Origin of the sequence: Streptomyces cucumeris, from assembly GCF_024295805.1 — a bacterium.
GTDB classification, from domain to species: Bacteria; Actinomycetota; Actinomycetes; order Streptomycetales; family Streptomycetaceae; genus Streptomyces; species Streptomyces cucumeris.
The window spans coordinates 255,988-280,866 of sequence record NZ_JANCLX010000002.1 but is presented as its reverse complement, the minus strand read 5'-3'; the positions used below and the strand labels follow the sequence as shown (position 1 = coordinate 280,866).

Here is a 24,879-nt window from a genome sequence, read left to right as displayed (position 1 = left end):
GAATACCGATGTCCCGTGCAACACCGGACCCGCCCCCGGCATTCCCGGTCCGAGCCCGGAAATGCCGGGTCCTGCGGGCCCCGGGCCGGACCCGGAGGACCCGGCCACCGGGGGGGGAAGCGGGACCCGGCCGAACCTTGCCGACCCGCCAGGCCCCAGCCGGTCCGGTCAGCCCAGAGCCCGGGGCAGCCAGCCGGTGACCGCCTCGGTGATCACCGCGAGGGTCTCCGCCTCACCGATACCGGCCGACTTCGGCACCGCGAAGCCGTGGTCGCCGTGGGGCACCTCGACCAGTTCGCTCCCGGCGGGCAGCCGGGGGAACTCCTCGGGGCGGCCGAAGGGGTCCCGGCCGCCCTGGACCACCAGGGTGGGCACCCCGGCCCCCAGCAGCTCCTCCGCACGGGACTTCTCCGGCCTGCCCGGTGGATGCAGCGGGAAGGACAGTGCCAGCACGGCGGCCGCGCCCAGCTCACGGGCGGTCCGGCAGGCCACCCGGGCGCCCGCGCTGCGGCCGCCCGCGACCACCGGGAGCCCGGCCTTCTCCAGCGCGGGCCACAGGGCGCGCCATCCGGTGTCGAGCGTCTTCGGCGCGGGCGCGACCTTCTTCCCGGCCACCCGCCAGGGCTGCTCCACCAGCGCGACGCTCACCCCGTGTGCGGGCAGCCCGGCGGCCAGGGCACGCAGGTCCCGCGCTTCGATCCCGCCGCCCGCGCCATGGCTCACGGCCAGCACGGCACGGGCGCCGGGGACGCGATGCCAGGTGATACGGGCATCGCCGACCGGGGTCGGCACGGTTTCGGTCGTCTTCGTACTCACCCGGCCATCCTGCCGTGCCACGGGGCACACAGCGCGGAAGGCGTCAGAAGAGCGTGGCCTCCTCCGGCGCCTCCAGCTCCGTCAGCAGCTCCGGGCCGTTGTTGCGGACATCACTGACCCCGGTCCCGACCGGGTACGCGCGCAGCAGACCCGCGGGCGGCGGGGCCAGCAGCGGACGCAGATCGTCCGGGTCGGTACGGGCCGGATCGAGCCACTCCGCCCAGCGGTCCTCGGTGAGCACCAGCGGCATCCGGGGGTGGATATCGGCCAGCGAACGCGGTCCGCCGCCCTCGTCCGCCGATGCCCCGGCGGCCGGCGCGCCGGGCACCTCGGCGAACGGCTCCCGCTCCGCCTCCGTGGTGATCACCGTGCAGGTCACCCACCACGCCCGGGGGTGCTCATCCGGCAGCGTCCGGTCCCGCCAGAACTCGTACAGCCCGGCCATCGCCATCACCGAACCGTCCACCGGGGTCACGAAGTACGGCTGCTTGCGCGGCCGCTTGCGCTTCCCCTTCTCCTCCAACTGCCGCTCCCCGGACCCGGTCACCCACTCGTAATAGCCGTCGGCGGGCAGGATGCAGCGGCGCGAGGCGAACGGCCGCCGGTACGAGGGCTTCTCGTGTACCGTCTCCGCCCTGGCGTTGATCATCTTCACCCCGCCCTCGGGCGACTTCGCCCAGGACGGCACCAGCCCCCACTTCAGCGCCCTGAGCTGGCGGACCGGACGCGGCTCCGCGGCGTCTTTCAAGGGGCGTTCGAGCACCGCGTACACACCCTTGGTGGGCGCGACGTTCCAGTCGGGCGCCAGGGTCTCCGCCGGCTCCCACTTCTCCACTCCGAAGGCCCCGGCGAGATCCTCCGGCTTCCGGCTCGCTGCGTATCGACCGCACATAGGTGCCACACTGCCACGACGCCCGCGCCCGGTGGCCGCCGAGCCGGGAATCGAGCCCGACGGCCCGCCAGGGGCCGACCGCAACGCCAGCCGCGAGGAGCCGCCCGCCCATGGACGTCACGAACGCCGCCGAGCTGTGGGACCGCGTCGTCGGAACCCAGCCGGACCCCACCAGCTGGCTGGTCGTCTCCACCGGGCTCGTCGCGCTGGCCGTGGTGGTCTACCGGACGACCTGGCGGATATCCCGCAACGCCATCACCATCGCCCACGAGGGCGGCCACGGGCTGGTCGCGCTGCTCAGCGGGCGGCGGCTGGACGGCATACGCCTGCACTCCGACACCTCGGGGCTGACCGTCTCGCGCGGCAAGCCGACCGGCCTGGGCATGATCCTCACCGCGGCCGCCGGGTACACCGCGCCCTCGCTGCTGGGGCTGGCCGGTGCCTGGCTGCTGGCCTCGAACCACATCACCGCCCTGCTGTGGGGGACCACGGCGCTGCTCGCCGCGATGCTGGTGATGATCCGCAACGCGTACGGCGTGCTCACCGTCGTCCTCACCGGCGCCGCCTTCTTCCTGGTCTCCTGGCTGACCGGACCGGATGTCCAGGCGGCGTTCGCCTACGCGGTGGTGTGGTTCCTGCTGCTGGGCGGTGTCCGCCCGCCCTTCGAGCTCCAGCGCAAGCGCCGGCTCGGCGGCGCGTACGACTCCGACCCCGACCAACTGGCCCGGCTCACCGGCATTCCGGCCGGTGCCTGGCTGCTGCTGTTCCACGTCGTCTCGCTGTGCTCACTGCTCGCCGGCGGTCGCTGGCTGCTGGGGATGTGAGCCGTACGAGCCCCCGGCGCACCCCGTGCGCCAAGAAGGGTGGCTCTGTGTTTCGACTGGGTTTCGCCACTTTTGATCGAGAATGGCATTCTCGGCGAGCCACTAAAGTGAGACCCATGACCGGCATTGAGACATCCCCGGGCTCGCACCCCGCCCTCTGGCCCGCTCCGACCGCCGACGGAGCGGTCGACGCGACCGTCACCGTGCCCGGCTCGAAGTCGGTTACCAACCGCGGTCTGATCCTGGCCGCGCTCGCCGCCGAACCCGGCTGGCTGCGCCGTCCGCTCCGCTCCCGCGACACCCTGCTGATGGCCGAGGCGCTGCGGGCGATGGGCGTGGGCATCGAGGAGGGCGTGGGCCCCGACGGCGGCGGCGAGGTCTGGCGGGTCATCCCGGCCGGACTGCACGGCCCGGCCACGGTGGACGTCGGCAACGCGGGCACCGTGATGCGTTTCCTGCCGCCGGTCGCCGCCCTGGCCGACGGACCGATCCGGTTCGACGGCGACCCGCGCTCGCACGAGCGTCCGCTGCACGGGGTGATCGACGCGCTGCGCGCGCTCGGCGCCCGGATCGACGACGACGGCCGCGGCGCGCTGCCGATGACCGTGCACGGCGGCGGGGCGCTGGACGGCGGCCCGGTGCGGATCGACGCCTCGTCCTCGTCCCAGTTCGTCAGCGCGCTGCTGCTGTCCGCGCCGCGCTTCAACCAGGGGGTCGAGGTGCGCCACGTCGGCGCCGCGCTGCCCTCCCTGCCGCATATCCGGATGACCGTGGACATGCTGCGCGCCGCGGGCGCCCGGGTGGACACCCCCGAGGCCGGCGGTGAGCGGGGCGTCTGGCGGGTGGCGCCGAGCGCGCTGCTCGGCCGTGACCTGGTCGTCGAGCCCGATCTGTCCAACGCGGCGCCGTTCCTGGCCGCCGCCCTGGTCACCGGCGGCCGGGTGACCATCCCCGACTGGCCCGAGCACACCACCCAGCCCGGCGACGAGCTGCGCCGGATCTTCACCGAGATGGGCGGTTCCTGTGAGCTGACCGAGGCCGGTCTGACCTTCACCGGCACCGGCCGGATCACCGGTATCGACGCCGATCTGCACGAGGTGGGCGAGCTCACCCCGGTGATCGCGGCGGTCGCGGCGCTCGCCGACTCCGATTCGGTGCTGCGCGGCATCGGCCACCTGCGGATGCACGAGACCGACCGGCTGGCCGCCCTGGCCAAGGAGATCAACGGCCTCGGCGGTGAGGTCACCGAGACCGAGGACAGTCTGCGGATCTCCCCGGCCCCGCTGCGCGGCGGGATCTTCCACACCTACGAGGACCACCGGCTGGCCACCGCCGCCGCGGTCATCGGTCTGGCCGTCGAGGGCGTCCAGGTCGAGAACGTGGCGACCACCGCCAAGACCCTGCCCGACTTCCCCGGCCTGTGGACCGGCATGCTCGACGCGACGACACCCTCGGCGCGGAGAGCCTGAGAGTCTGCCGCCATGCGCCGCTACGGCAAGCACACCGACGAGGACGACGTACGGGTCCGTCCCAACCGCAAGGGCAACCGCCCGCGCACCAGCATCCGCCCCAAACACGAGGACGCCGCCGAGGGATTCGTCCTGACGGTGGACCGCGGACGGCTCACCGTCCTGGTCGAGGACCGCACCATCATCGCCATGAAGGCCCGTGAACTGGGCCGCAAGGGCGTCGTGGTCGGCGACCGGGTCGCGGTCGTCGGCGATCTCTCCGGCGACAAGGACACCCTGGCCCGGATCGTCCGGGTCGAGGAGCGGTCCTCCGTGCTGCGCCGGACCGCCGATGACGACGACCCGTACGAACGGGTGGTGGTCGCCAACGCCGACCAGCTGGCGATCGTCACCGCGCTCGCCGACCCCGAGCCCCGGCCGCGGCTGATCGACCGCTGTCTGGTGGCGGCCTTCGACGCGGGTCTGGAGCCCCTGCTCGTCCTGACCAAGTCCGATCTGGCCCCGGCCGACACCCTGCTGGAGACGTACCAGTCCCTCGGTGTGCCCTACGCCGTCACCAACCGGGACGAACTCGCCGACGGACAGGCCGCGGAGCGGGTGCGCGAGCGGCTCGCGGACCGGGTCACGGTCTTCGTCGGCCACTCGGGAGTGGGGAAGACCACCCTGGTCAACGCTCTGGTCCCGGACCGCAAACGGGCCACCGGCCGGGTGAACGCGGTCACCGGGCGGGGCCGTCACACCACCACCTCCGCCCTCGCCCTCCCCCTCCCGGACGACAAGGGATGGGTGATCGACACACCGGGCGTGCGCTCCTTCGGACTGCACCATGTGGACCCGGCGCGGGTCATCCACGCCTTCCCGGAGCTGGAGCCGGGCACCGAGGGCTGTCCGCGCGCGTGCAGCCACGACGAGCCGGACTGCGCGCTGGACCAGTGGGTGACCGACGGCCACGCCGACCCGGCCCGTCTCTACTCGCTGCGGCGGCTGCTCGCCACCCGGGAGCGGCGCGAGGGGGACTGATCCGGGCGCCCGGCCACGTTTGCCGCCCACTACGGGAGGTAAATGGATAATCACATCAAGGCACCCTCCGGCGAACGCGGCCGTCAGCGATACGGGAGGAATCTGTATGGCGTGGCTGCTGGTCGTGGTCGCCGGAATCCTCGAAACCGGGTTCGCCGTCTGTCTCAAGCTCTCGCACGGCTTCACCCGCATCTGGCCCACCGTCGCCTTCGCCGCCTTCGCACTGGGCAGCTTCGGACTGCTGACCCTGTCGCTGAAGAAGCTGGACGTGGGCCCGGCGTACGCGGTGTGGACGGGGATCGGGGCGGCCGGGACCGCCATCTACGGCATGGTCTTCCTCGGCGACCTGGTCTCCACCTTGAAGATCGTCTCCATCAGTCTGGTGATCGTCGGGGTGATGGGGCTCCAGCTCTCCGGCTCGGGGCACTGACTCTCCGGCCCGGGGCGCTGAGCGGCGGGGCGGCCAGCGCGCCGCGCACCACCGTCGCCACGTCCGCCGCCGGGGCGGGGGCGACCACATAGGCCAGCGCCAGCCGCGCGGCCGTATCGCAGGCGCGGGCCAGTTCCCCCGGCCCGGCCCGTGGCCACTGCCCGGCCAGCAGCCGCACCGACCGCTCCCGGACCTGGCCCAGCAGTTCGACCGGGGTGGGCAGCGGTGCCAGGCCCTCCGCCCGCTCCGCGGCCCGGGGGCGCAGCGAGCGCGCGGCCCGCGGTGGTGGCGGGCAGGTCCCCGCGGGCGCGGGCAACCGCTCCCCCCAGCAGCCTGTGAGCACCGCCCGCACCAGCGGGTTATCGGTCGCGGTCCGGACCGTCCAGACGGCGGCCGCGGCCAGCCGCTCACCGGGGTCCGTGGCGCCGGGCGGCTGGGTGAGCACCCGCTCCACCCCGCTGAGGTACGCATCCGCCTCGCGCCGCACCAGGGCGCGGGCCAGACCGTCCTTGCCGCCGAACTCGTTGTAGAGCGTCTGCCGCGAGACCCCGGCGGCCGACGCGACGTCGACCATCCGGACCGCCGCCCACGAGCCTCCCGCGAGCGCGGTGAAGGCCGCGTCCAACAAGGATTCGCGTGCTGCGGGCACCGCCACCTCCCCGGCCGGGTGCGGACAGAATTGACGGAGCGCCAGACACTGTCAAGGCATCCGCGCGCTCCGGCACACCGTGCCCCGGGCGCGCTCATGTGGCTTCGGTTCATCCCGGCTCGATACTGTTCGGCCATGCCCGACTACCACGATGACCTGCGTCTGGCCCATGTCCTCGCGGACGCCGCCGACGCCACGACGATGGAGCGGTTCAAGGCCCTGGACCTCAAGGTCGAGACCAAACCCGATATGACCCCGGTGAGCGAGGCCGACAAGGCGGCCGAGGAGCTGATCCGCGGCCAGCTTCAGCGCGCCAGGCCACGCGACGCGGTACTCGGCGAGGAGTTCGGCAGCCAGGGCAGCGGACCGCGCCGCTGGGTCATCGACCCGATCGACGGCACCAAGAACTACGTTCGCGGGGTGCCGGTCTGGGCCACCCTGATCGCGCTGATGGAGCGCGGCGAGGGCGGCGACCGGCCGGTGGTCGGAGTGGTCTCGGCGCCGGCGCTGGGCCGCCGCTGGTGGGCGGCGGAGGGGCTCGGCGCGTACACCGGGCGGAGCCTGTCGTCCGCCTCCCGGCTGCGGGTCTCCGGGGTGACCCGGCTCGCCGACGCCTCGTTCGCGTACTCCTCGCTCAGCGGCTGGGAGGAGCGGGGGAAGCTGGACCGCTTCCTGGAGCTGACCCGGGCCTGCTGGCGCACCCGCGGCTACGGCGACTTCTGGCCGTACATGATGGTCGCCGAGGGCTCGGTGGACATCTGCGCCGAACCGGAACTGTCGCTGTGGGACATGGCGGCGAACGCGGTGATCGTCCAGGAGGCGGGCGGCCGCTTCACCGGGCTGGACGGGGTGCCGGGGCCGAACAGCGGTGACGCGGCGGCGTCCAACGGACTGCTCCACGGCCCGCTGCTGGATCACCTCCGGTCCTGAGTCCCGGGGGTCCCGAGTCCCGGAGGCCCTGAGTCCCGGAGGCCATGAGTCCCGGGGTGCCCGCGGGGCGCCTCGGGGCGTGCGGAGGCGTCCGGGGCCCGCTCGGAGGGTCAACCGGCGCGGAGGAGCCAGGAAGTGGTGAGTCCGCTTCCGCGCGCCCTTGTTGAGTCCGCCAAGGCATGTGAACATGAGAATCCAGGACCTTGTGAACTTGTGCATCCTTTCACAGGTGCCCTCCGGTGCCGGATTCCCGTGGATGCACCAAGGAGGTGGCTCCATCCATGCCCATGTACGTCCGTGACGCCATGAGCTCGGTGGTCCTCACCATCGGCCCCGCACACACACTCCGCCAGGCCGCCCGGCTGATGTCGGCCCGCCGGGTGGGATCGGCCGTCGTGCTCGATCCCGACACCAGCGGACTCGGCATCCTCACCGAGCGGGACATCCTCAACTCCCTGGGCGAGGGCCAGGATCCCGACCTCGAGACCGCGCACTCCCACACCACCGCAGATGTCGTCTTCGCGGCCCCCGGATGGACGCTGGACCAGGCGGCGCGCACGATGTCGCACGGCGGCTTCCGCCATCTCATCGTGCTCGACGCGGGCGATCCGGTCGGGGTGGTCTCGGTGCGCGACATCATCCGCTGCTGGGCCCCGGTCCCGCAGCCCGCGATGGCCTGAGGCACCGGTCCGGCGCCCCCGTGGCACACGGAGAGGCCGGAGCCCCTTGGCGTCCGGCCTCTCCGGTTCTTACGGCAAGCGCCCTCAGCCGCGCAGGGCCTGGACCGCGGCCTCCAGCCGCTTGCCGTAGTCCGCGTCCGCCCTGCGGAAGTTCCCGATCGCCCGGTGCGCGATGTCATCGCGCGACACCCGCGCGATGAAGCCCGCGAGGTTGGCGATCAAGCGCTCCTTCTCCTCGTCCGACATCAGCCGGTAGAGGTTGCCCGCCTGGACGAAGTCGTCGTCCTCGGCGTGCGAGGGAGCGGGGTGGTCACCGGTGCGGCCGGAGACCGTGACCGGCTGCCACAGCGGACGGCCGGTCTCCGCCGGACCGCCGAAGCTGTTCGGCTCGTAGTTCTTGGCGCCCGCGTGACGGCCGTCGTACAGGAAGCCGTCCCGGCCGTGGGTGCGCGCCTCGGTGGCGTGCGGCCGGTTCACCGGCAGGTGGTCGGCGTTGATCCCGACGCGGTAGCGGTGGGCGTCGCCGTAGGCGAACAGCCGGCCCTGGAGCATCTTGTCCGGGGACGGGCCGATCCCCGGCACCAGATGGGCGGGCGAGAAGATCGACTGCTCGACCTCGGCGAAGATGTTCCGCGGGTTGCGGTTGAGCTCCAGCGTGCCGATCTCGATCGGCGGGTAGTCCTCGTGCGGCCAGACCTTGGTCAGGTCGAACGGGTTGAACCGGTAGTCCGCCGCGTCCGCCTCGGGCATGATCTGCACCTGCACGGTCCAGCGGGGGAAGTCACCGCGCTCGATGGCCTCGCGCAGATCGCGCTGATGGCTGTCGGGGTCCTTGCCCGCGATCACCTCGGCCTCTTCGGCGGTGAGGTTCCTGATGCCCTGGTCGGTCTTGAAGTGGTACTTGACCCAGAAGACCTCACCGGCGTCATTGGTCCACTGGTAGGTGTGCGAGCCGTAGCCGTTCATATGCCGGTAGGACGCGGGGATACCGCGGTCGCCGAAGAGCCAGGTGACCTGGTGGGTGGACTCGGGCGACAGACCCCAGAAGTCCCAGACGTTGTCCGCCTCCTGCGAACCGGTGTACGGATCGCGCTTCTGGGTGTGGATGAAGTCGGGGAACTTGATGGCGTCCTTGATGAAGAACACCGGGGTGTTGTTCCCGACCAGGTCGTAATTGCCCTCTTCGGTGTAGAACTTCAGCGCGAAACCGCGCGGGTCGCGCACCGCATCCGCCGAGCCCAGGTTCCCGGCCACCGTGGAGAAGCGCAGGAACGTCTCGGTCTGCTTGCCGACCTCGGAGAGGAACGCCGCACGGGTGTAGGGCGTCACATCCGCGGTCACCGTGAAGGTGCCGTACGCTCCGGCACCCCGCGCATGGACGATCCGCTCCGGGATCCGCTCCCGGTTGAAGTGGGCCAGCTTCTCGATCAGGTGCTGGTCCTGGATCAGACCCGGACCGCCGGCACCCGCCGTCTCGCTGTTCTGGTTGTCCGCCACCGGAGCGCCGGATTCCGTGGTCAGCGGACCGCTGGTGTTGTCCTGGACCGTCACGTGCGCCTCCCGCGTACTCGCGTCCTGCCCCTGGATTCGGGGTGGACACCACCCTACATTAGACATTGTCTAAGTCAAGAACACATGGAGAGTGATACGCATTCCGGCCATGGACTGATCCGCTGCTACCCTTGTCCTTATCTGACTGATAGGTGAATGGCATGAGTGACCTGCTGGAACGGCTCCGGGGACGCGGCTGGCGGCTGACCGCACAGCGGCGCGTCGTCGCCGAGGTCCTCGACGGGGACCATGTGCACTACACCGCCGACGAGGTGCATGCGCGGGCGGCCGACCGGCTGCCCGAGATCTCGCGCGCCACGGTGTACAACACCCTCGGCGAGCTCGTCTCGCTCGGCGAGGTGATCGAGGTGAGCACCGACGGCCGGGCCAAGCGCTACGACCCCAACGCCCACCACGCCCACCAGCACCTGGTGTGCGCGCGGTGCGGCACGATCCGTGATGTCCACCCCACCGGTGACCCGCTGGCCGATCTCCCCGCGGGGGAGCGCTTCGGGTTCGCCGTCTCCGACGTCGAGGTGACCTACCGCGGGCTCTGCCCGGACTGCGCGGCCGCCTGACGCCCTGCGGTCGCCTTCGGGCGCCCCCGAGGGCCTCGGACATACGGAAAATGACGAAGGGCCCGGATCCTGGGATCCGGGCCCTTCGTTCTCGTAGCGGGGACAGGATTTGAACCTGCGACCTCTGGGTTATGAGCCCAGCGAGCTACCGAGCTGCTCCACCCCGCGTCGGTGTGAAGCAACCTTAACCCGCGGCCGCCGACCAGAGCAAACCGGTTACCCGCGCGCCACCCGGCCGCCACCCGACGGCCCGGGATCCGGCCCCCGGAACCGCCCCCGACCTGGGCCGGACGCCGCGGCCGCGCCTCGTGGATCAGCCGGGGCCCGGGTCCGCCGGGCGGACCCAGGCCCTGTCCTGCCGGTCTTCATGGATCAGCCCGCGGCGTCCGGTGCAGGGGGCACCTCCCAGCGTCAGCCGGGGGCGGACCGCACGACCGGACCTAGGCGGTGAGCTCCTGCTGGAGCGCGTCCCGCAGGCGCGCCGCCCGCTCGGCGACCTCCGCGGGCCCCAGCTCGACCGCCCGCGCACACCACCGCTGGCCCTCCGCGAGCGCCCCGCGGCGGGCCGCCAGCAGCGCCAGCCGCAGCGCGGCGCGGCCGTGCCCGGCCCCGGCCGCGCGCGTCCACCACAGGGCGGCCTCCGGCTCGCTGCCCTCCCGGGCCAGGAGCAGCCCCAGGTTGAACGCGCCGTTGCTGCTGCCCGCCTCGGCGGCCATCCGGTACCAGCGCGCGGCCTCGACCACATCGCCCCGGGCGGCGGCCAGCATGCCCACCCGCACCTGGGCGCGGCGGTGGCCCTGGCGCGCCGCGCGCTCGTACCACTCCTCGTACTCGGGCACGGGTCCGTCCTCGGTCACCGGGGCGGGGAACCGCGTCCCGGACGAGGTGCCGAACCCGGTGCCGGTGGCCGTGGGGTCACCGCCGACCGCCGACCGGTCGAGCAGCGCGGCCAGTTGGAAGGCCGCCTCGGCGCTGCCGCCGCCCGCGGCGCAGCGCAGATGGCGCTCGGCGGCCTGGCCGTCGCCTTCCCGCAGCAGCGCGATGCCGACCTGGAGCGCGGCGTCGGTGTGCCCGGCCGCGGCGGCCCGCTCGTACCACTGCCGGGCCGCGCGCTCCTCCTCGCGGCCGGTGTGCAGGATCCCCAGGTTGAACGCGGCGTCGACGCTGCCCGCCTCGGCCGCCTTGGAGAACCACGGCTCGGCGCCCGCCGCGTCGCCCCGCTGGAGCAGCAGTACGGCGACCGCGTTGGCGGCCTCGCGGTGGCCGGCGTAGGCGGCGCGGCGGTACCACTGCTCGGCCTGGGCGGTACGGCCCTGTTCGGCGCAGAGCAGACCGAGGTTGTAGGCGCCGTTGATGTCGCCCGCGTCGAGCGCGGCGCGGTACCAGCGCTCGGCGGTCTGGGTCTCCCCGCGGTCGGCGTGCAGCGCGCCCAGTGCGTTCGCCGCGTTGCCGTCGCCGTCCTGGGCGGCGCGGTGCCACCAGACGGCGGCGCTGTCGGTGTCCCCCGCGTCGCGCAGCAGGAAGGCGAGCGCGCAGGCGGCGCGGGCCTCGCCGTCCTTGGCGGACGTCAGGTACCAGCGCCCGGCCTCCTGGGTCTCACCGCGCTTCTCCAGCAGGGTGCCCAGGTGCAGGGCGGCGCGCCGGTGGCCGCGCGCGGCGGCCTGCCGGTACCACTGCTCGGCCTCCTCCGGCTCGGCCTCGGTGCCGGTGCGGCGCGGCTCGCCCTCGGCCGCGGCCTCGTCGTGCCGGCGGTCGAGGATCCGGGCGAGCCGGTAGGCGGCCTCGCGGTGGCCGCGCTCGGCGGCCGTACGGAACCAGCGCTCGGCCCCGATGTCGCCGCGGTGCTCCAGCAGATCGGCCAGCGCGTACGCGCCCAGGGTGTGGCCGGATTCGGCGGACTGGCGCAGCCAGTACTCGGCGGCGGGCTCATCGCCGCGCTCGCGGTGGTGGCGGCCCAGGGCGTGGGCGGCCGCGGCGGATCCGGCGACGGCGGCGACGCGCCACCACCCGGCCGCCTCGTCCGCGTAACCGCGCTGGTGGAGCAGGACTCCGAGGTTGTTGGCGGCGGCGCGGTCCCCCTCGGCGGTGGCGGCCCGCAGAAACGGCTCCGCACCGTCCAGATCGCTCCGGCGCAGGAGCAGCGCACCCAGTGCGCTCATCGCGGCGGTGTCGCCCGCTTCCGCGGCACGGCGGTGCCGGGTCTCTTCCTCGGCATCGTCATGCGTGTGCGCAAAACGCCCTGTCTCCAACAGACTGACCCTGTCCCCCATATATCCCATCGTGACATCACTCGTATCCGGCGTACACCTGGTATACCGCAGCCAAGGAGGTCACTTCAGCGTTTTGTCGACTTGCCCACAGAGAGACAACCCAAACGCTTGTATCCGAGTTCCCCGAGTAGACGCTCACTGAACACACAACGAGGCCCGGATCCTTGCGGATCCGGGCCTCGTCTGTCAGTAGCGGGGACAGGATTTGAACCTGCGACCTCTGGGTTATGAGCCCAGCGAGCTACCGAGCTGCTCCACCCCGCGCCGTTGCACGATCACCGTACCACGGCGCGGGACTGGGTCACTCCACGGTTCTCCCAGGTGGGGGCGCGGGTCAACCGCCCTTGTTGTCAGCGCTCTGGCTCTTGGGCTCGTTCTGCTTCCCGTCGTCCGCCTTGTTCTTCCCGGCCTTGTCCTCGGCCTTGGCGGCCCGGTCCAGGGCGTCCTTCAGATCGTCCTGGGCCCTGCCGTAGGCGTCCCAGTCCTGCGGCTCCTCCTGGAGCGCCTTCTGACCGGCGTCCCAGGCGTCCTGGGCGTCCTTCAGGGCGTCCTGGAGCGAGGGGTTGGAGCTCGCCGGGGGCTTCTCCCTGCCGCCGTCGTCATCGGACGGTGGCTTCTCCTCACCGTCACCGGACGATTCGCCGAACACCACGTTCAGCGCCTCGCCCAGACTGTCCTTGAAGACGGGTTCCTTGCCGTTGTAGGAGACACCGACCTTCTTCAGCAGCGGATAGTTGGCGCTGCCGCCTCGCGCGTACACCGGCTCGATGTACAGGAAGCCGCCATTGAGCGGGACGGTGAGCAGATTGCCGTACTCGATGTCGGAGTCGGTGCCCCGCAGGTTGCGGACGAACTCCGCGACTTCCGCATTGCCGTTGAGCTTGCTCTGCACCTGTTGTGGCCCCGGTACGTCCCTGGTGACCTTCAGCAGTCTTATGGTGCCGTAGTCCTTGCTGTTGGCATCGGCGTCGATGGCCATGAAGGCACCGAGGTTGGGCCTGCCGTTGGGCGTGAAGGTGGTGGTCAGCGAGAACGTCTGGTTCTGCTGGCCGGGCATCTTCATGCTCAGGTAGTACGGCGGGACCGCGTTGCCCTCCTCGCGCTGGGTCGGGTCGTCCGGGACCTGCCAGGCGTCACTGCCGCTGTAGAACTGCTTGGCGTCGGTGACGTGGTAGCGGGTGAGCAGCTCGCGCTGGACCTTGAACAGGTCCTGCGGGTACCGCAGGTGCTCCATCAGCTTGGCGCTGATCTCGCTCTTCGGCTTGACCGTGCCCGGGAACGCCTTCTCCCAGGTCTTGAGCACCGGGTCCTTGGTGTCCCACTCGTAGAGGTCGACCGAGCCGTCATAGGCGTCCACGGTCGCCTTCACCGAGTTGCGGATGTAGTTGACCTTGTTCTGCTGGGCGACCACCGAACGGTCGCCGTCGCTCAGCGAGTCGGCCGTGCTGTCGCCCAGGGTCGTGCGCGAGGCGTAGGGATAGCCGTTGGTCGTGGTGTAGGCATCCACTATCCACTTGATCCGGCCGTCGACCACCGCCGGATAGGCGTCACCGTCGATGGTGAGCCAGGGCGCGACCTTCTCGACGCGCTCCTTGGGGGTGCGGTTGTACAGGATCCGCGAACCCTCGCCGATGGCTCCCGAGTACAGGATCTGCGGCTCGCCGAACGCCACCGCATAGGCCGCGCGGTTGACCGGGTTGGAGAGGCTGACCCCGCTCTTGCCCTGGTAGCTGGTGGTCTTCTCGCCGTCGTCCTCGTAGTCGAGCTCCTTCTGGGGCCCGCCGACGATGGAGTACTGGTCGGTCTTCTCGCCGTAGTAGATCTGCTGGCGGTAGCTCTCCATCGAGCCCTGGGTGGGCAGCCCGGCCTCGGTGAACGCCGGGGCGCCCTCCTGGTCCGCCTGCGGATCGGGGTTGGTGCCCTTGGCCGCCACCACACCGTAGCCATGGGTGTAGGTGAAGTGGTCGTTGATCCAGTTCCGCTTGGGGATGCCGTCGAGGTTGAGCTCGCGGACGCCGACGACGGTGTCCTGGTCCTTGCCGTCGGGCCCCTTGTAGCGGTCGACGTCCAGGGTGGAGGGGAACTGGTAGTACTTCCGCTTCTGCTCCAGCTGCTGGAACGTCGGCGAGACGACGCTCGGGTCGATCAGCCGGTAGCTGGCGGTGGAGTCGGCGACCTGGCGCAGCTTGGCGCCCTTGGCGCCGCCCTTGTCGTCGGTCTTGCCCGAGTAGTCCGCCACCTTGGAGTCATCGATGCCGTACGCCTTGCGCGTGGCCTCGATGTTCTTCTGGATGTACGGCGCTTCCTTGGCCTGCTCGTTCGGCTGGACCTGGAACTTCTGCACGATCGCCGGGTAGAGCCCGCCGATCAGGACCGCCGAGAGCACCATCAGACCGAAGCCGATCACCGGCAGCTGCCAGGTGCGCCGCCACAGGGTGGCGAAGAACAGCAGCGCGCAGATGACCGCGATGCAGAACAGGATGGTCTTGGCGGGCAGATAGGCCTGGGCGTCCACATAGCGCAGCCCGGTCCAGTTGTCCGTGGCCTTGAAGTCGCTGGACTTCACCGCCAGGGCGTACCGGTCCAGCCAGTACGCGACGGCCTTGAGGGCGACGAACACCCCCAGCAGCACCGACAGATGGCCGGTGGCCGCGCCGGTCGCGCGGGCGCCCGGACTGGTGATCCGCAGCCCCCCGTAAAGGTAGTGCACCACGGCGGCGGCGATCAGGGAGAGCACCGTGGCCGCGAAGCCGAAGCTCAGCAGGAAGCGGTACCAGGGCAGGTCGAACGCGTAGAACGCGACGTCCTTGTGGAACTGGGGGTCCTTCTGGCCGAACGGCACCCCGTTGACCCACAGCAGCCAGATCCGCCACTGACCGGCCGCCGAGGCGCCCGCGACCAGCCCGACCAGCGCGGTGACCGCGAGCAGCACCCACTTCTTGAACGGGGCGATGCCCATCCGGTAGCGGTCCAGGCTCTGCTGCTCCAGGGACATCGCGCTGAGCGGCGGCCGCAGCCGGTGCGCCAGCCAGATGTTGAGCCCCACGGCCACGGCCATCAGCGCGCCGAAGACCGCGAACAAGCCGATCTTGGTCTTCAGCGTGGTGCTGAAGACAGTGGAGTAATGAAGCGAGCGATACCAGAGCCAATCCGTCCAAAACCCGGCAAACATGACAAAGAGCATGACCAGCGCGGCCAGCACACCCAGGGTCATGAGCAGGGTCCGGACGCGCCGGGACGGTCGGCCGACTCTGATCCGCGGTCCCGTCGGGCCTCCGCCGCGGTCCGGCATCTGGAAAGCCAAGGTGCGCACCTCGAAGTTCGCTGTCGGTGTGATGCGGGCCCGGACACAGGAGGGCCCACCTGATGCAACTTACTCAGGCTTTACTCAGTTCCCGTTTCCGGGTCCGATCAGGGCACGATATGCACCATGTCCAACGCAACCCCCGGTAGCACCCCGATGGCCGCCAATCCGCTGACCCGAGCCGTGCTCGAGATCGACGAATACGCCTCCGGGCTCGGCTGGGACCAGCCGGCCCGGCTCTTCGCCCTGGTCGACACCGCCCGGCTGCGGGCCCAGGAGCCCGGCCTGGCCGCCCAGCTCGGCCTCGACGAGCAGGGCGATGAGTCTCCCGCGCTCACCCCGATCGAGCAGGACGAGCTGCCCCCGCAGAACCCGCTCGACGAGTTCCTCGCCACCATCGCCTGGCCGGACGCGGTCGTCGGCTGCGCCATGACCGTGGAGCGGCTGATGCTGCCGCCATCCGCCGAGGAGGCCGTGCCGGAGAACCTGGACCAGGCCCGGCTGGCCTCCTGGGTGGCCGCCCACCCGGACCGCCAGGAGGTCCGGATGACGGTCGCGGTGCTGCGGGACGGCGGACGTGAGTCGGCCGTACGGCTGCGCGAGAAGGACTCCCCCACCGAGGTGCTGACCGGAGCCGGTCTGGTGCCGGGGCTCGCGGACGCGCTGAGCGCCACGTTCGCGACCGACTGACGGGCCCGGCCGGCCCGGGGACGGCGTACCGGGGCGGCGCCCCTCGGGGCGCCGTCTCAGCCCGTCGTGCGGACTCAGCCCGTCGTGCAGGCCGGCAGACCGGCGGTGTCGCCCTTGCGGATCTTCTTCAGCGCGCCCAGCGCGTCATCGATGGTGTGCACCTTCACCAGCCGCAGTCCGCCGGGGACGTCCTTGGCCGCCGCTGCGCAGTTCTCCTTGGGCGTGAGGAAGTAGCGCGCTCCGGCCTCACGGGCGCCGATGGTCTTCATCTCGATCCCGCCGATCGGGCCGACCACGCCCTTCTCGTTGATGGTGCCGGTGCCCGCGATGAACTTCCCGCCGGTCAGATCCCCGGGCGAGAGCCGGTCCACGATGCCGAGCGCGAACATCAGCCCGGCGCTCGGCCCGCCCACATCGGCCAGCTTGATGTCGATCCGGAACGGGAAGGTGTAGTCGGCCATGGCCGTGATGCCCACGATGGCCCGGCCGTCCTTGGCCTTGGTGGTGGTCAGGGTGATGCGCTTCTGACCGGAGGGCTTCTTCCCGGCCTTCTCCGCCGCGGCGGCAGCCTTGGCCGGGATCACCGAGAAGACGGTCCTCTGACCGGGCTTGTGCTTGGTGACCAGCTTGGAGATGTCCTCGAAACCGCGCACCGCGGTACCGTCCACGGCCTTGATCACATCGCCCGCGTGCAGCTTGCCCTGGGCCGGGCTGCCCTTGCCCACCGTGCCGACGATCACCTGCGAGGAGACGGGCTTCTTCAGCGCCTTCAGGGCCGCGACCTTGGCGCTCTCCTGGGACTGGGTGAACTCCTCGGCGTTCTGCTGGTTCACCTCGTCCGGCGTCTTGTCGTCCGGGTAGAGGGTGTCGTGCGGAACCACCACGTCGTCGTGGGCCAGCCAGCCGTAGACGGCTTCCACGATGTTCATCCGGTACTCGGAGCCGGTCACCCGGACCGTCGTCATGTTGAGGTGGCCACCGGTGGTCTCACAGCCCTTGTGGCCGGAGATCTGCAGCACGCACTCGCCGTTGTGCTCCCCCAGGGTGTTGTACGTGGGTCCCGGCGACATCTCCGCGTAGGGCACCGGGATCAATACACCGGCGCACAGCAGCGCGATCAGCATCAGAAGGGAAGCGAGCATCGTCGCGGTGCGGCGTGGCATGGAACGACAGTACGGGACGCGTCCCTCAGTCCACCCCCGGGGCCGTCCGTACGAGTGCGGGCTCAGGCGGCGTCCGAATGGGAGTGCTGCCGCTCCATGGCTTCGCGGAACCTCGCGTACCCGGCCAGTTCTTGGACGTCTCCCCCGCTGGTCCGCTTGGCGGCGCGGGCGGCTATGCCGGCGTATATCGCCGCGGCTATCGCCGCGAGTACTGGAATGAGCAACCAGAGCAGCGCGCCCACAGCGGCCTCCCGTCCCCTCGTAGAACCGCGACCGGAACCGCGACTGACAGATGAGCAGATTAATCCTCCGCTCCGTCAACGCTCACGGCAGGGTGGGGGTTACGCAAGTGGAGTACACCCTTCCGCGCCCATGTCGCATCAGGGGTGCGTGTGCCCGTTGATCCGCCCCTCACGCCCCACTGAGACCCGCCGGTACCACCGGTCCGCGGGCCGCCGGGTCACCCCGCCCCGACCCACTCCTCGGTGCCGTCGGCGAAGGTCTGGTGCTTCCAGATCGGCACCTCGGCCTTGAGGTCGTCGATCAGACGGCGGCAGGCGGCGAACGCCTCCGCGCGGTGCGGACAGGAGACGGCGACGACCACGGCCAGATCACCGATCACGAGATCGCCGACGCGGTGCACCGCGGCCAGGGCGCGCACCGGGAAGTCGGCGGCGACCTTCTCGGCCACCCGGCGCAGCTCGGCCTCGGCGGTGGGATGGGCGGAGTAGCCGAGGGCGCCGACCTCCACACCCCCGTCGTGGTCGCGCACGGTGCCCACGAAGAGGGCCGTACCACCGGCTGCGGCGTCACCGACGGCCCCGAACACCTCGTCCACCGACAGCGGGGTGTCACGGACGGCGAGCAGACGGATGGGGTCGGCGGCCGCGAGCTCGCCGGGGTGATCGTACGTACGTGCCATGCCGTCCATCGTGCCGTACCGTCCCGTCATCGCGGAATACCGGATCGCGGAAAGCGACTTCCGAAATCACCCTCTGTGAGGGCCTGCCGGGCCCGGCGGTCAGGCGCGGCGCCGTGCCTTGCGGGCGCGGCGCACGATCGCGGCGGTGCCCACCAGGGCCACGGTCGCGCCCGCGGCGCCGAGTGTCGTGGCGTCCTTGCGGCCCAGCCGCCGCCCGGCGACCGTATGGCGTCCGGCGACCTCCTCCAGCAGCTCGGCGAGGACCTCCTCGTTGGTCCACTTGGGCCGCCAGCCCGCCGCGTGCAGCCGGCTGCCGCTGACCGCCCAGGGGTGCATGGTGTACGCGAGGTCCCCGGCCGGGGACGGCGTCAGGCCCAGCCGGTGCAGCCGGGACGCGGCGCCCAGGGCGACCGCCGACGGCAGCTCCATGCGCCGGATACCGGACAGCTCCTCGACCTCCTCCTGCTCCAGCCAGCCGTCGCAGCCGACCGCGAGCTCGCCCTCGACCTTCTCCAGGGCCGCGTACTCCAGCGCGCTGACCAGGTCTTCCACATGGCAGAACTGCCAGGTCGGACGGGAACCGGCGACCACCAGCAGCCGGGGCGACTCGAAGTAGCGGGTGAGGGCGGTATCCGTGCCGCCGACCAGGATCGCGGGGCGCACCACGGTCACGTTCAGCCCCGGATGCGCCCTCGGCGCGCGCTCCCCCAGCCGCTCGATCTCCAGCAGATCGCCGACGCCGGTGGCCTCGGCGGTGGCCCGCAGCTCCGCGTCCTCGGCGAGCGGTACGTCGTTCTCGGCCAGCGCCCCGTAGACCATCGCGGAGGTGCAGAGCACCACCCGGCGCACCCCGGCGGCCGCGGCGGCCGTCAGCACGGTCTGGGTGCCGCGCACGTTGTACGCGGTGCGGGCGGTGGCGTCCGTACCGAGGTCGAGATCGACGGCGAGATGGACCACCACGTCCGCACCGCGCAGTTTGTCCGCGATGACCGGATCGCGGACGTCCAGCACATGCCAGTGCGCCTCGCTCACCTCTCCGCGGCGCTCGTCGATGGCGAGCACCTGCTTGATCTCGTCGGACTCCGTGAGCCGCTGCGTGAGCAGGGCACCAGGTCCCGAAGCGGCTCCGGTGACCGCCACGACGGGGCGTCGTGCGGTGCGGGCCGTCTCGTTTCGCGCAGCGCGAACTTCTCGGTCTGGGGAACTCACCGGGCGTCTCCAGCGGTTGTCTTCAGTACGCAGCGCGTGCACGCGTACGTACCAGGTGACGTCCATCCTGCCGCAGGGCGGCGATCAGCGAAGCACCGAGCCCGTAAACCGGCGAGGTGTCTAGGCTGGGTGGTGATGTCGGGCATCCGCCGCCGGCCCGGGGCCGGTGGCCCAACGAGCCGAGGAAACCCGTGAGTGACACCCCATTCGGATTCGGCCTTCCGCCGGAGGAGCCGGAGGACGGCGACGACGGCAAGAGGAAGGGCGGCCAGGGCGGCGATCAGGGCCCCGCGAATCCCTTCGGGTTCGGCGGCGGCACGGGCGGCGCGGAGAATCCGTTCGCCGCGATGTTCGGCTCGCTGAACCCCAATGACCTGGGCGCCGCGTTCCAGCAGCTCGGGCAGATGCTCTCGTACGAGGGCGGCCCGGTGAACTGGGACATGGCCAAGGACATCGCGCGGCAGACCGTCGCGCGCGGCACCGCCGACGGCACCAAGGACGAGAGCGTCGGCCCGGCCGACCGCGATGCGGTCCAGGAGGCGGTCCGGCTGGCCGACCTGTGGCTGGACGGCGTCACCTCGCTGCCCTCGGGCTCCGGCACCGCCGTGGCGTGGAGCCGCGCGGAATGGGTCGAGGCGACCCTTCCGGTCTGGCGCGATCTCGTCGATCCGGTCGCCGAGCGGGTCGGTGCCGCCATGGGCGATGTGCTCCCCGAGGAGATGCAGGCCATGGCCGGCCCGCTGCTGGGGATGATGCGCTCCATGGGCGGTGCCATGTTCGGCACCCAGATCGGCCAGGCGCTGGGCGTGCTGGCCGGTGAGGTGGTCGGCTCGACCGATGTCGGGCTGCCGCTCGGCCCGGCGGGCAAGGCCGCGCTCCTCCCGGTGAACATCGCGGCGCTCGGCTCCGGCCTCGGCGTCCCCAAGGAGGAGGTGCGGCTCTACCTGGCGCTGCGCGAGGCCGCCCACCAGCGGCTCTTCTCGCACGTGCCGTGGCTGCGCTCACATCTGTTCGGTGCCGTCGAGGGGTACGCCCGCGGGATCAAGGTGGACACCGCCAAGCTGGAGGACGCGGTCGGCCAGCTCGACCCCACCCACCCCGAGCAGCTTCAGGAAGCGCTCCAGCAGGGCATGTTCCAGCCGGAGGACACCCCCGAGCAGAAGGCCGCGCTGGCCCGGCTGGAGACGGCGCTGGCGCTCGTGGAGGGCTGGGTCGACGCCGTGGTCCACGCCGCCGCCGCGCCCCATCTGCCGTCGGCCGACGCGCTGCGCGAGACGCTGCGGCGGCGCCGGGCGAGCGGCGGGCCCGCCGAGCAGACCTTCGCCACCCTGATCGGTCTGGAGCTGCGGCCCCGGCGGCTGCGGGACGCCTCCCGGCTGTGGGCCTCGCTCACCGACGCCCGCGGTATGGAGGGGCGCGACGGGCTGTGGGAGCACCCCGACATGCTGCCGACCGCCGAGGACCTCGACGACCCGGACGGCTTCGTCCACCGCGAACAGCTTGACTTCTCCGAGCTGGACAAGATGCTCGGCGAGGCGGCGGGCGGGGCCGAGCGGCCCGGCGGCGCGACCGGCGAGGGCGACAAGGACGGCAAGGGCGGCCCGGCCGCCGAGGAGCCCGGGAACGGCCCGGACGAGCGGCGGGACGACAGCGGCGCGTGAATCTCCACAAGGACGCGGCGCGGGTCCTCGATGGGTGGTCCGCGCCGGACGCCGACCAGGAGCGGCTGCGGCTGGCCTACGGCGACCATCTGGCCGCCCATCCGGACGGGATGTGGAAGGCGTGCCGGGACGGGCACATCACCGCGAGCACCCTGGTGATCGACCCGTCCCGGGAGCGCGTACTGCTCACCCTGCACCGGAAGTTGCGGATGTGGCTGCAGATGGGCGGCCACTGCGAACCGGACGACGCCACCCTGGCGGACGCGGCGCTGCGGGAGGCCACCGAGGAGTCCGGGATCACCGGGCTGACGCTGCTGCCGGGCGGCCCGGTGCGGCTGGACCGCCATCACACCCCGTGCGCCTGGCATCTGGACGTGCAGTACGCCGCGCTGGCCCCGCGCGGCGCCACGGCCGCGATCAGTGATGAGTCACTGGACCTGCGCTGGTTCGGCTACGACGAGGTGGCGGACGTCGCCGACGAGTCGGTGCGGCGGCTGGTGGACCGCACCCGCGCGGTGCTCTGACCGCCGGACGCGCGGATGCCCTGATGCGGACGAAGCGGCCGCGGCCCCGGGGGGCCACGGCCGCGTGACGTCGCGAAGGACCGCCGTCAGTTGCCGAAGATGTTGCCCTGGTTCTGCCCCCGGGCGCCCTGCTGGCCCATCCCGAACTGCGCGGCCGCACCCCCGCCGATCACCGCGTTCTGCGGCGGCAGCAGTTCGCTGGGCTGCACCATGGCGTACCCCTGGCCGAGGAAGCTGAGCTCCCAGCCCTCGCCCGTGTTGCCGCGCCGCCGCCACACACCCGAGGAGTGGGTCTGCGCCTGCATCTGGACGCGCAGCGAACTGGACCAGGCGACGATGGCGTCCGCGTCGACGTTGACGTACTTGTCCGGCGTGACCTGGAGCATCAGCGGCTGGCCGGAGGTCATCAGGGCGACCTTGCCCCGCCCGGAGATGTTGAGGTTGTACTTGCCGGAACCGGAGATCCCGTACTGGCTGTCCACCGCGATGGTCTCCCAGTGCAGCGTGGAGTCCAGCGCGAGGACATAGGCGCTGTCGACCGTCAGCCCCTCGCCCTCCACGTCCACCACATGGACGTACTGGGCGAGGTTGGCGAGGTAGACGGTGCCCTGCCCGGAGCAGCGCATCAGGTCCAGACCCTCGCCGACGGTACGGGAGCGGCGCTGGCCCGGCGTCTGGTACTCGCCGTCGAACTCGATCAGCCCCTGGTAGGCGACCATGCTGCCCTTACGGGCGAGCACATCCTCGTGGCCGGTCAGGGCGACCCGCAGCATATGCGGGTTCTGGAGCGCGTAGCGGTCCTGGGTCTGGGCCTCGGTGAAGGCGAAGAGCGGGCTCTGCATCTGTCTCTCTCCCCCTCAGCCCCGTGCCCGGAGCCGGTCGGTGCTGTCCTCACTGGGCTGTACGACGACGAAGCCCTGCCCGGAGAAGCCGAGCTGGTACGCCTCACCGCTGCCCCGGCCGATCAGGGAGGACGCCTTGAAGCTGCGCTTGCCCTTGACCTTGAGCCCGGTGGACCAGGCGACGAGCGCGTCCGGGTCCACGTAGGTCTCGTCCTCGCCGCGGCCGCAGTCGACGACGATGGGGGTGCCGCGGGAGGTCAGCGCGACCCAGCCGGTGCCGGAGACACCCACGTTGAACAGGCCCTGTCCGGCGAACTTGGCGATGCCCTTGACCCGCTCGACCCCCCACTGGAGGTGGGCGTCGAAGGCGAGCAGATTGGTCCCGTTGACCGAAAGCGAGTCGCCGTTGAGGTTGATGCAGACGACGTTCGCCCCGTAGTCGGCGAGGTAGAGCAGTCCGTCGCCGCTGCACCGCATCAGCGGGGCGCCCTCGCCGGTCAGCCACTGGGAGGCCATCTGGCGCACGGCGGGCGGGTTGGGCTCGTACTGGACGAAACCCTCGTACGCGACCATCGAGCCGGTGCGGGCGAAGAGGTCCTGGCCGCTCTGCATCGCGACCTTGAGCATGCTGGCGCCGTGGTTCTCCATACGGGCGGCGACCGGCGCGGGGGCATAGCCCGTGATCAGTTGCTGGTCCATGTCGGTTGCCTTCAGACCTCGTAGGGCTGGACGACGATGAAGTTGCCGGGCGCACCGCGGAACTGGAGGTTCACGGTCTCCCCGCTGTGGCCGGGGTAGGCGGCCCGGCGCAGCCGCACCTGGCTGGAGATGATCACCTGCGAACCGGCGGACCACGCCACGATGGCGTTGCTGTCGGCGAAGGTCGTCGGGGTGACCGGGAGGACGACCGGAGTGCCCTCGGTCTTCACGATGACGGTGCCGGTGCCCTGGAACTGCATGGTGAACAGCGCGCCGCCGGGGATGCCGTGGCCCTCGATCCTGCGGACCTCGTGCTGGAGCGACTCGTCGAAGGCGAGCACGCTCTCGGCGGAGACGCAGATCGCGTCGCCCTGGAGCTCGATCGGGTGGAGCTCGGCCGCGTTCTCGGCGAGGAAGACCTGCCCCTGGCCGCTGCAGCGCATCAGCTGCATCTCCTGGCCGGTCGCGTTGCCGACGATACGGCCGCGGAACCCGGCGCCCTTGTAGCTGAAGTCGACCTTGCCCTGGTAGAGCACCATGGTGCCCTGCCGGGCCAGCACCGGCTGACCGCCGACCCCGAGGTCGACCCGCATCAGCCGCGGGTTCTGCGGGGTCCAGCGCTGTCCGGTGGGTGCCTCGCGGTACTGGGCCAGCGCGGCCTGGACACCGGGGGCGCCGCCCTGGCCCTGCGGAACGCCCTGGGGGGCACCCTGCGGCTGACCGTAGGGCTGGCCCGGACCCGGCTGACCGGGGTACGGCTGCGCCGGGGGCTGGCCGTAGGGGGCGGGGGCGGGCGGTGCCTGGCACGGCACCTGGCCGCCGAACGGCGGCTGCTGCCCCGGGAACTGTCCTGGCGGACCGGGCGGGGGCACCTGGCCGGGAGGCGGTGTCTGTCCGGGCGGCGCGAGCGGCGCGGCGATGGTGGGCGCCCCGTGCATCTGCGGCGAACCGGCAGCGGGCTGCGGGGGCATGGCCTGCGGCGGGGTGTGCTGTGCCGCGGGCACGGGCTGCGGCGGCGCCTGGGGCGCCGGCTGCGGAGGCGTGCCCTGCGGTGCGCCGAAGGCGGGGGCGGGCTGCGGCGGCTGCGGGGCGGGCTGGCCGCCACCGGGGGCCGCGAAGCCCGGGGCCGCGGCGGCGCCTCCGGGCGGCGCGAAACCGGGCGCACCGCCCTGGGCGGGCGCGGGGGCGGGCTCCTCCTCGGCCACCTCTCCGCCGAAGTTCTTCAGCAGTGCGTCGAGTCCGCCGTCGAAGCCCTGGCCGACGGCGGCGAACCGCCAGACGTCCTTGAGGTAGAAGTCGCCCAGCATCACCGCGCGCTCGGTGCTGAACTCCGCGCCGGAGAAGGAGTACCGGGCCACCTCCTCGCCACCCGCGACGATCCGGAGGTAGCCGGAGGCGATCTGCGACATCTGGCCCGCGCCGTCGACGGTCGCCGTGAAGGAGAGCTTCTGGATGGCGGACGGGATGGAGTCGAGGGTGACGCGGAAGGACTCGGTGTCACCGGCCTGGGCCCCGAGCTGCTGAATCGCTTCCTCGGGGGATTTGGGCTGGTTGAAGAAGATGAAGTAGCGGTCGTCCGACAGCCGCTCGTCCGCGTCGAGACCGAAGCAGCTGATGTCGAACGTCAGGCCGGGCCCGGCGATCTGCACACCGATGTACAGATCCCTCCCGGCCGTCAGGTCACTGATCTTGGCCTTGTGGCCGCGCTGGAATTCCCTGGCCATACGTAACGCCCGTCCCCCATCCCGAAACCGGT

The 24,879-nt window shown here is 71.7% G+C and carries 23 protein-coding genes and 2 tRNA genes; 10 read left to right on the top strand and 15 right to left on the bottom strand.

Annotated features, from left to right (window positions below):
* Window positions 1-168 precede the first annotated feature (168 nt).
* Window positions 169-816, bottom strand: coding sequence for an alpha/beta hydrolase family protein (locus NMK44_RS04225; protein ID WP_254738298.1), 648 nt, complete (start codon window positions 814-816; stop codon window positions 169-171).
* Window positions 817-859: 43 nt separating this feature from the next.
* Entirely contained in the window at window positions 860-1,708 is an 849-nt protein-coding gene (locus NMK44_RS04220; protein ID WP_254738296.1) for an SOS response-associated peptidase, read from the bottom strand.
* Window positions 1,709-1,818: 110 nt separating this feature from the next.
* Between NMK44_RS04220 and NMK44_RS04215 the strand changes: the two genes are divergently transcribed.
* The 4 genes from NMK44_RS04215 (at window position 1,819) to NMK44_RS04200 (ending at window position 5,451) form a co-directional block, all read left to right on the top strand.
* A complete protein-coding gene (locus NMK44_RS04215; protein WP_254738294.1) occupies window positions 1,819-2,532 on the top strand; it encodes a M50 family metallopeptidase in 714 nt (237 codons plus the stop codon).
* Between the two features lie 116 nt (window positions 2,533-2,648).
* A complete protein-coding gene (gene aroA / locus NMK44_RS04210) occupies window positions 2,649-4,001 on the top strand; it encodes a 3-phosphoshikimate 1-carboxyvinyltransferase (RefSeq protein WP_254738292.1) in 1,353 nt (450 codons plus the stop codon).
* A gap of 12 nt (window positions 4,002-4,013) precedes the next feature.
* Window positions 4,014-5,021 (top strand): ribosome small subunit-dependent GTPase A, encoded by a 1,008-nt coding sequence (gene rsgA, locus NMK44_RS04205; RefSeq protein ID WP_254738290.1) that lies wholly within the window; start codon window positions 4,014-4,016, stop codon window positions 5,019-5,021.
* Between the two features lie 106 nt (window positions 5,022-5,127).
* Window positions 5,128-5,451, top strand: coding sequence for a DMT family transporter (locus NMK44_RS04200; protein WP_254738288.1), 324 nt, complete (start codon window positions 5,128-5,130; stop codon window positions 5,449-5,451).
* Here NMK44_RS04200 and NMK44_RS04195 read toward each other — a convergent pair.
* Window positions 5,396-6,100, bottom strand: a complete 705-nt coding sequence (locus tag NMK44_RS04195; RefSeq protein ID WP_254738286.1) for a TetR/AcrR family transcriptional regulator — start codon at window positions 6,098-6,100, stop codon at window positions 5,396-5,398. The two genes, NMK44_RS04200 and NMK44_RS04195, sit on opposite strands and share 56 nt — an antisense overlap.
* A 135-nt stretch (window positions 6,101-6,235) precedes the next feature.
* Here NMK44_RS04195 and hisN point away from each other — a divergent pair, with 135 nt between their 5' ends.
* Window positions 6,236-7,030 carry a histidinol-phosphatase gene (gene hisN / locus NMK44_RS04190; protein ID WP_254738284.1) on the top strand — a complete coding sequence of 265 codons (795 nt, stop codon included), beginning with the start codon at window positions 6,236-6,238 and terminating at the stop codon, window positions 7,028-7,030.
* 287 nt (window positions 7,031-7,317) lie between these two features.
* A complete protein-coding gene (locus NMK44_RS04185) occupies window positions 7,318-7,710 on the top strand; it encodes a CBS domain-containing protein (protein ID WP_254738733.1) in 393 nt (130 codons plus the stop codon).
* Window positions 7,711-7,794: 84 nt separating this feature from the next.
* Here NMK44_RS04185 and NMK44_RS04180 read toward each other — a convergent pair whose 3' ends face one another.
* The gene (locus NMK44_RS04180; protein ID WP_254738282.1) at window positions 7,795-9,261 is read right to left on the bottom strand and encodes a catalase; all 1,467 of its coding nucleotides are present in this window, start codon (window positions 9,259-9,261) and stop codon (window positions 7,795-7,797) included.
* Window positions 9,262-9,422: 161 nt separating this feature from the next.
* Between NMK44_RS04180 and NMK44_RS04175 the strand changes: the two genes are divergently transcribed.
* Window positions 9,423-9,839, top strand: a complete 417-nt coding sequence (locus NMK44_RS04175) for a Fur family transcriptional regulator (RefSeq protein ID WP_254738280.1) — start codon at window positions 9,423-9,425, stop codon at window positions 9,837-9,839.
* A gap of 94 nt (window positions 9,840-9,933) precedes the next feature.
* Here the strand turns inward: NMK44_RS04175 and NMK44_RS04170 are convergent.
* The 4 genes from NMK44_RS04170 to NMK44_RS04155 form a co-directional block, all read right to left on the bottom strand.
* Window positions 9,934-10,007 (bottom strand) — tRNA-Met (locus NMK44_RS04170).
* A 272-nt stretch (window positions 10,008-10,279) separates the two neighbouring features.
* Window positions 10,280-12,118: a tetratricopeptide repeat protein gene (locus NMK44_RS04165; RefSeq protein ID WP_254738278.1), complete on the bottom strand. Its 1,839-nt coding sequence runs from the start codon at window positions 12,116-12,118 to the stop codon at window positions 10,280-10,282.
* Window positions 12,119-12,299: 181 nt separating this feature from the next.
* Window positions 12,300-12,373: transfer RNA gene (locus tag NMK44_RS04160), tRNA-Met, on the bottom strand.
* Window positions 12,374-12,443: 70 nt separating this feature from the next.
* On the bottom strand, window positions 12,444-15,401 hold the full coding sequence (locus NMK44_RS04155) for a UPF0182 family membrane protein (protein WP_254738731.1): 2,958 nt from the start codon (window positions 15,399-15,401) through the stop codon (window positions 12,444-12,446).
* A 138-nt stretch (window positions 15,402-15,539) separates the two neighbouring features.
* Here NMK44_RS04155 and NMK44_RS04150 point away from each other — a divergent pair, with 138 nt between their 5' ends.
* On the top strand, window positions 15,540-16,103 hold the full coding sequence (locus NMK44_RS04150; protein ID WP_254738276.1) for a PPA1309 family protein: 564 nt from the start codon (window positions 15,540-15,542) through the stop codon (window positions 16,101-16,103).
* A gap of 74 nt (window positions 16,104-16,177) precedes the next feature.
* On the opposite strand, the gene NMK44_RS04145 is transcribed toward NMK44_RS04150, so the two are convergent.
* From NMK44_RS04145 to NMK44_RS04130, 4 genes are all read right to left on the bottom strand, one after another.
* A complete protein-coding gene (locus NMK44_RS04145) occupies window positions 16,178-17,266 on the bottom strand; it encodes a YlbL family protein (RefSeq protein WP_254738275.1) in 1,089 nt (362 codons plus the stop codon).
* Between the two features lie 62 nt (window positions 17,267-17,328).
* The gene (locus NMK44_RS04140; protein WP_254738273.1) at window positions 17,329-17,508 is read right to left on the bottom strand and encodes a hypothetical protein; all 180 of its coding nucleotides are present in this window, start codon (window positions 17,506-17,508) and stop codon (window positions 17,329-17,331) included.
* Between the two features lie 218 nt (window positions 17,509-17,726).
* Window positions 17,727-18,197, bottom strand: coding sequence for a molybdenum cofactor biosynthesis protein MoaE (locus tag NMK44_RS04135; protein ID WP_254738729.1), 471 nt, complete (start codon window positions 18,195-18,197; stop codon window positions 17,727-17,729).
* Window positions 18,198-18,287: 90 nt separating this feature from the next.
* The gene (locus NMK44_RS04130) at window positions 18,288-19,397 is read right to left on the bottom strand and encodes an NAD-dependent epimerase/dehydratase family protein (RefSeq protein ID WP_254738271.1); all 1,110 of its coding nucleotides are present in this window, start codon (window positions 19,395-19,397) and stop codon (window positions 18,288-18,290) included.
* A gap of 191 nt (window positions 19,398-19,588) precedes the next feature.
* On the opposite strand from NMK44_RS04130, the gene NMK44_RS04125 reads away from it, so the two are divergent.
* Together NMK44_RS04125 and NMK44_RS04120 are read left to right on the top strand one after the other, a co-directional pair.
* Window positions 19,589-21,058, top strand: a complete 1,470-nt coding sequence (locus NMK44_RS04125; RefSeq protein WP_254738269.1) for a zinc-dependent metalloprotease — start codon at window positions 19,589-19,591, stop codon at window positions 21,056-21,058.
* Window positions 21,055-21,582: an NUDIX hydrolase gene (locus NMK44_RS04120; RefSeq protein WP_254738267.1), complete on the top strand. Its 528-nt coding sequence runs from the start codon at window positions 21,055-21,057 to the stop codon at window positions 21,580-21,582. Before NMK44_RS04125 ends, NMK44_RS04120 begins: the two co-directional genes overlap by 4 nt.
* A gap of 86 nt (window positions 21,583-21,668) precedes the next feature.
* Here the strand turns inward: NMK44_RS04120 and NMK44_RS04115 are convergent, their stop codons facing one another.
* The 3 genes from NMK44_RS04115 to NMK44_RS04105 are packed head-to-tail and all read right to left on the bottom strand — an operon-like array spanning window position 21,669 to window position 24,847.
* Window positions 21,669-22,424 (bottom strand): AIM24 family protein, encoded by a 756-nt coding sequence (locus NMK44_RS04115; RefSeq protein WP_254738265.1) that lies wholly within the window; start codon window positions 22,422-22,424, stop codon window positions 21,669-21,671.
* A 15-nt stretch (window positions 22,425-22,439) separates the two neighbouring features.
* Window positions 22,440-23,123, bottom strand: a complete 684-nt coding sequence (locus NMK44_RS04110; protein ID WP_201871427.1) for an AIM24 family protein — start codon at window positions 23,121-23,123, stop codon at window positions 22,440-22,442.
* Window positions 23,124-23,134: 11 nt separating this feature from the next.
* On the bottom strand, window positions 23,135-24,847 hold the full coding sequence (locus tag NMK44_RS04105; protein ID WP_254738263.1) for a TerD family protein: 1,713 nt from the start codon (window positions 24,845-24,847) through the stop codon (window positions 23,135-23,137).
* Between the last annotated feature and the right edge of the window lie 32 nt (window positions 24,848-24,879).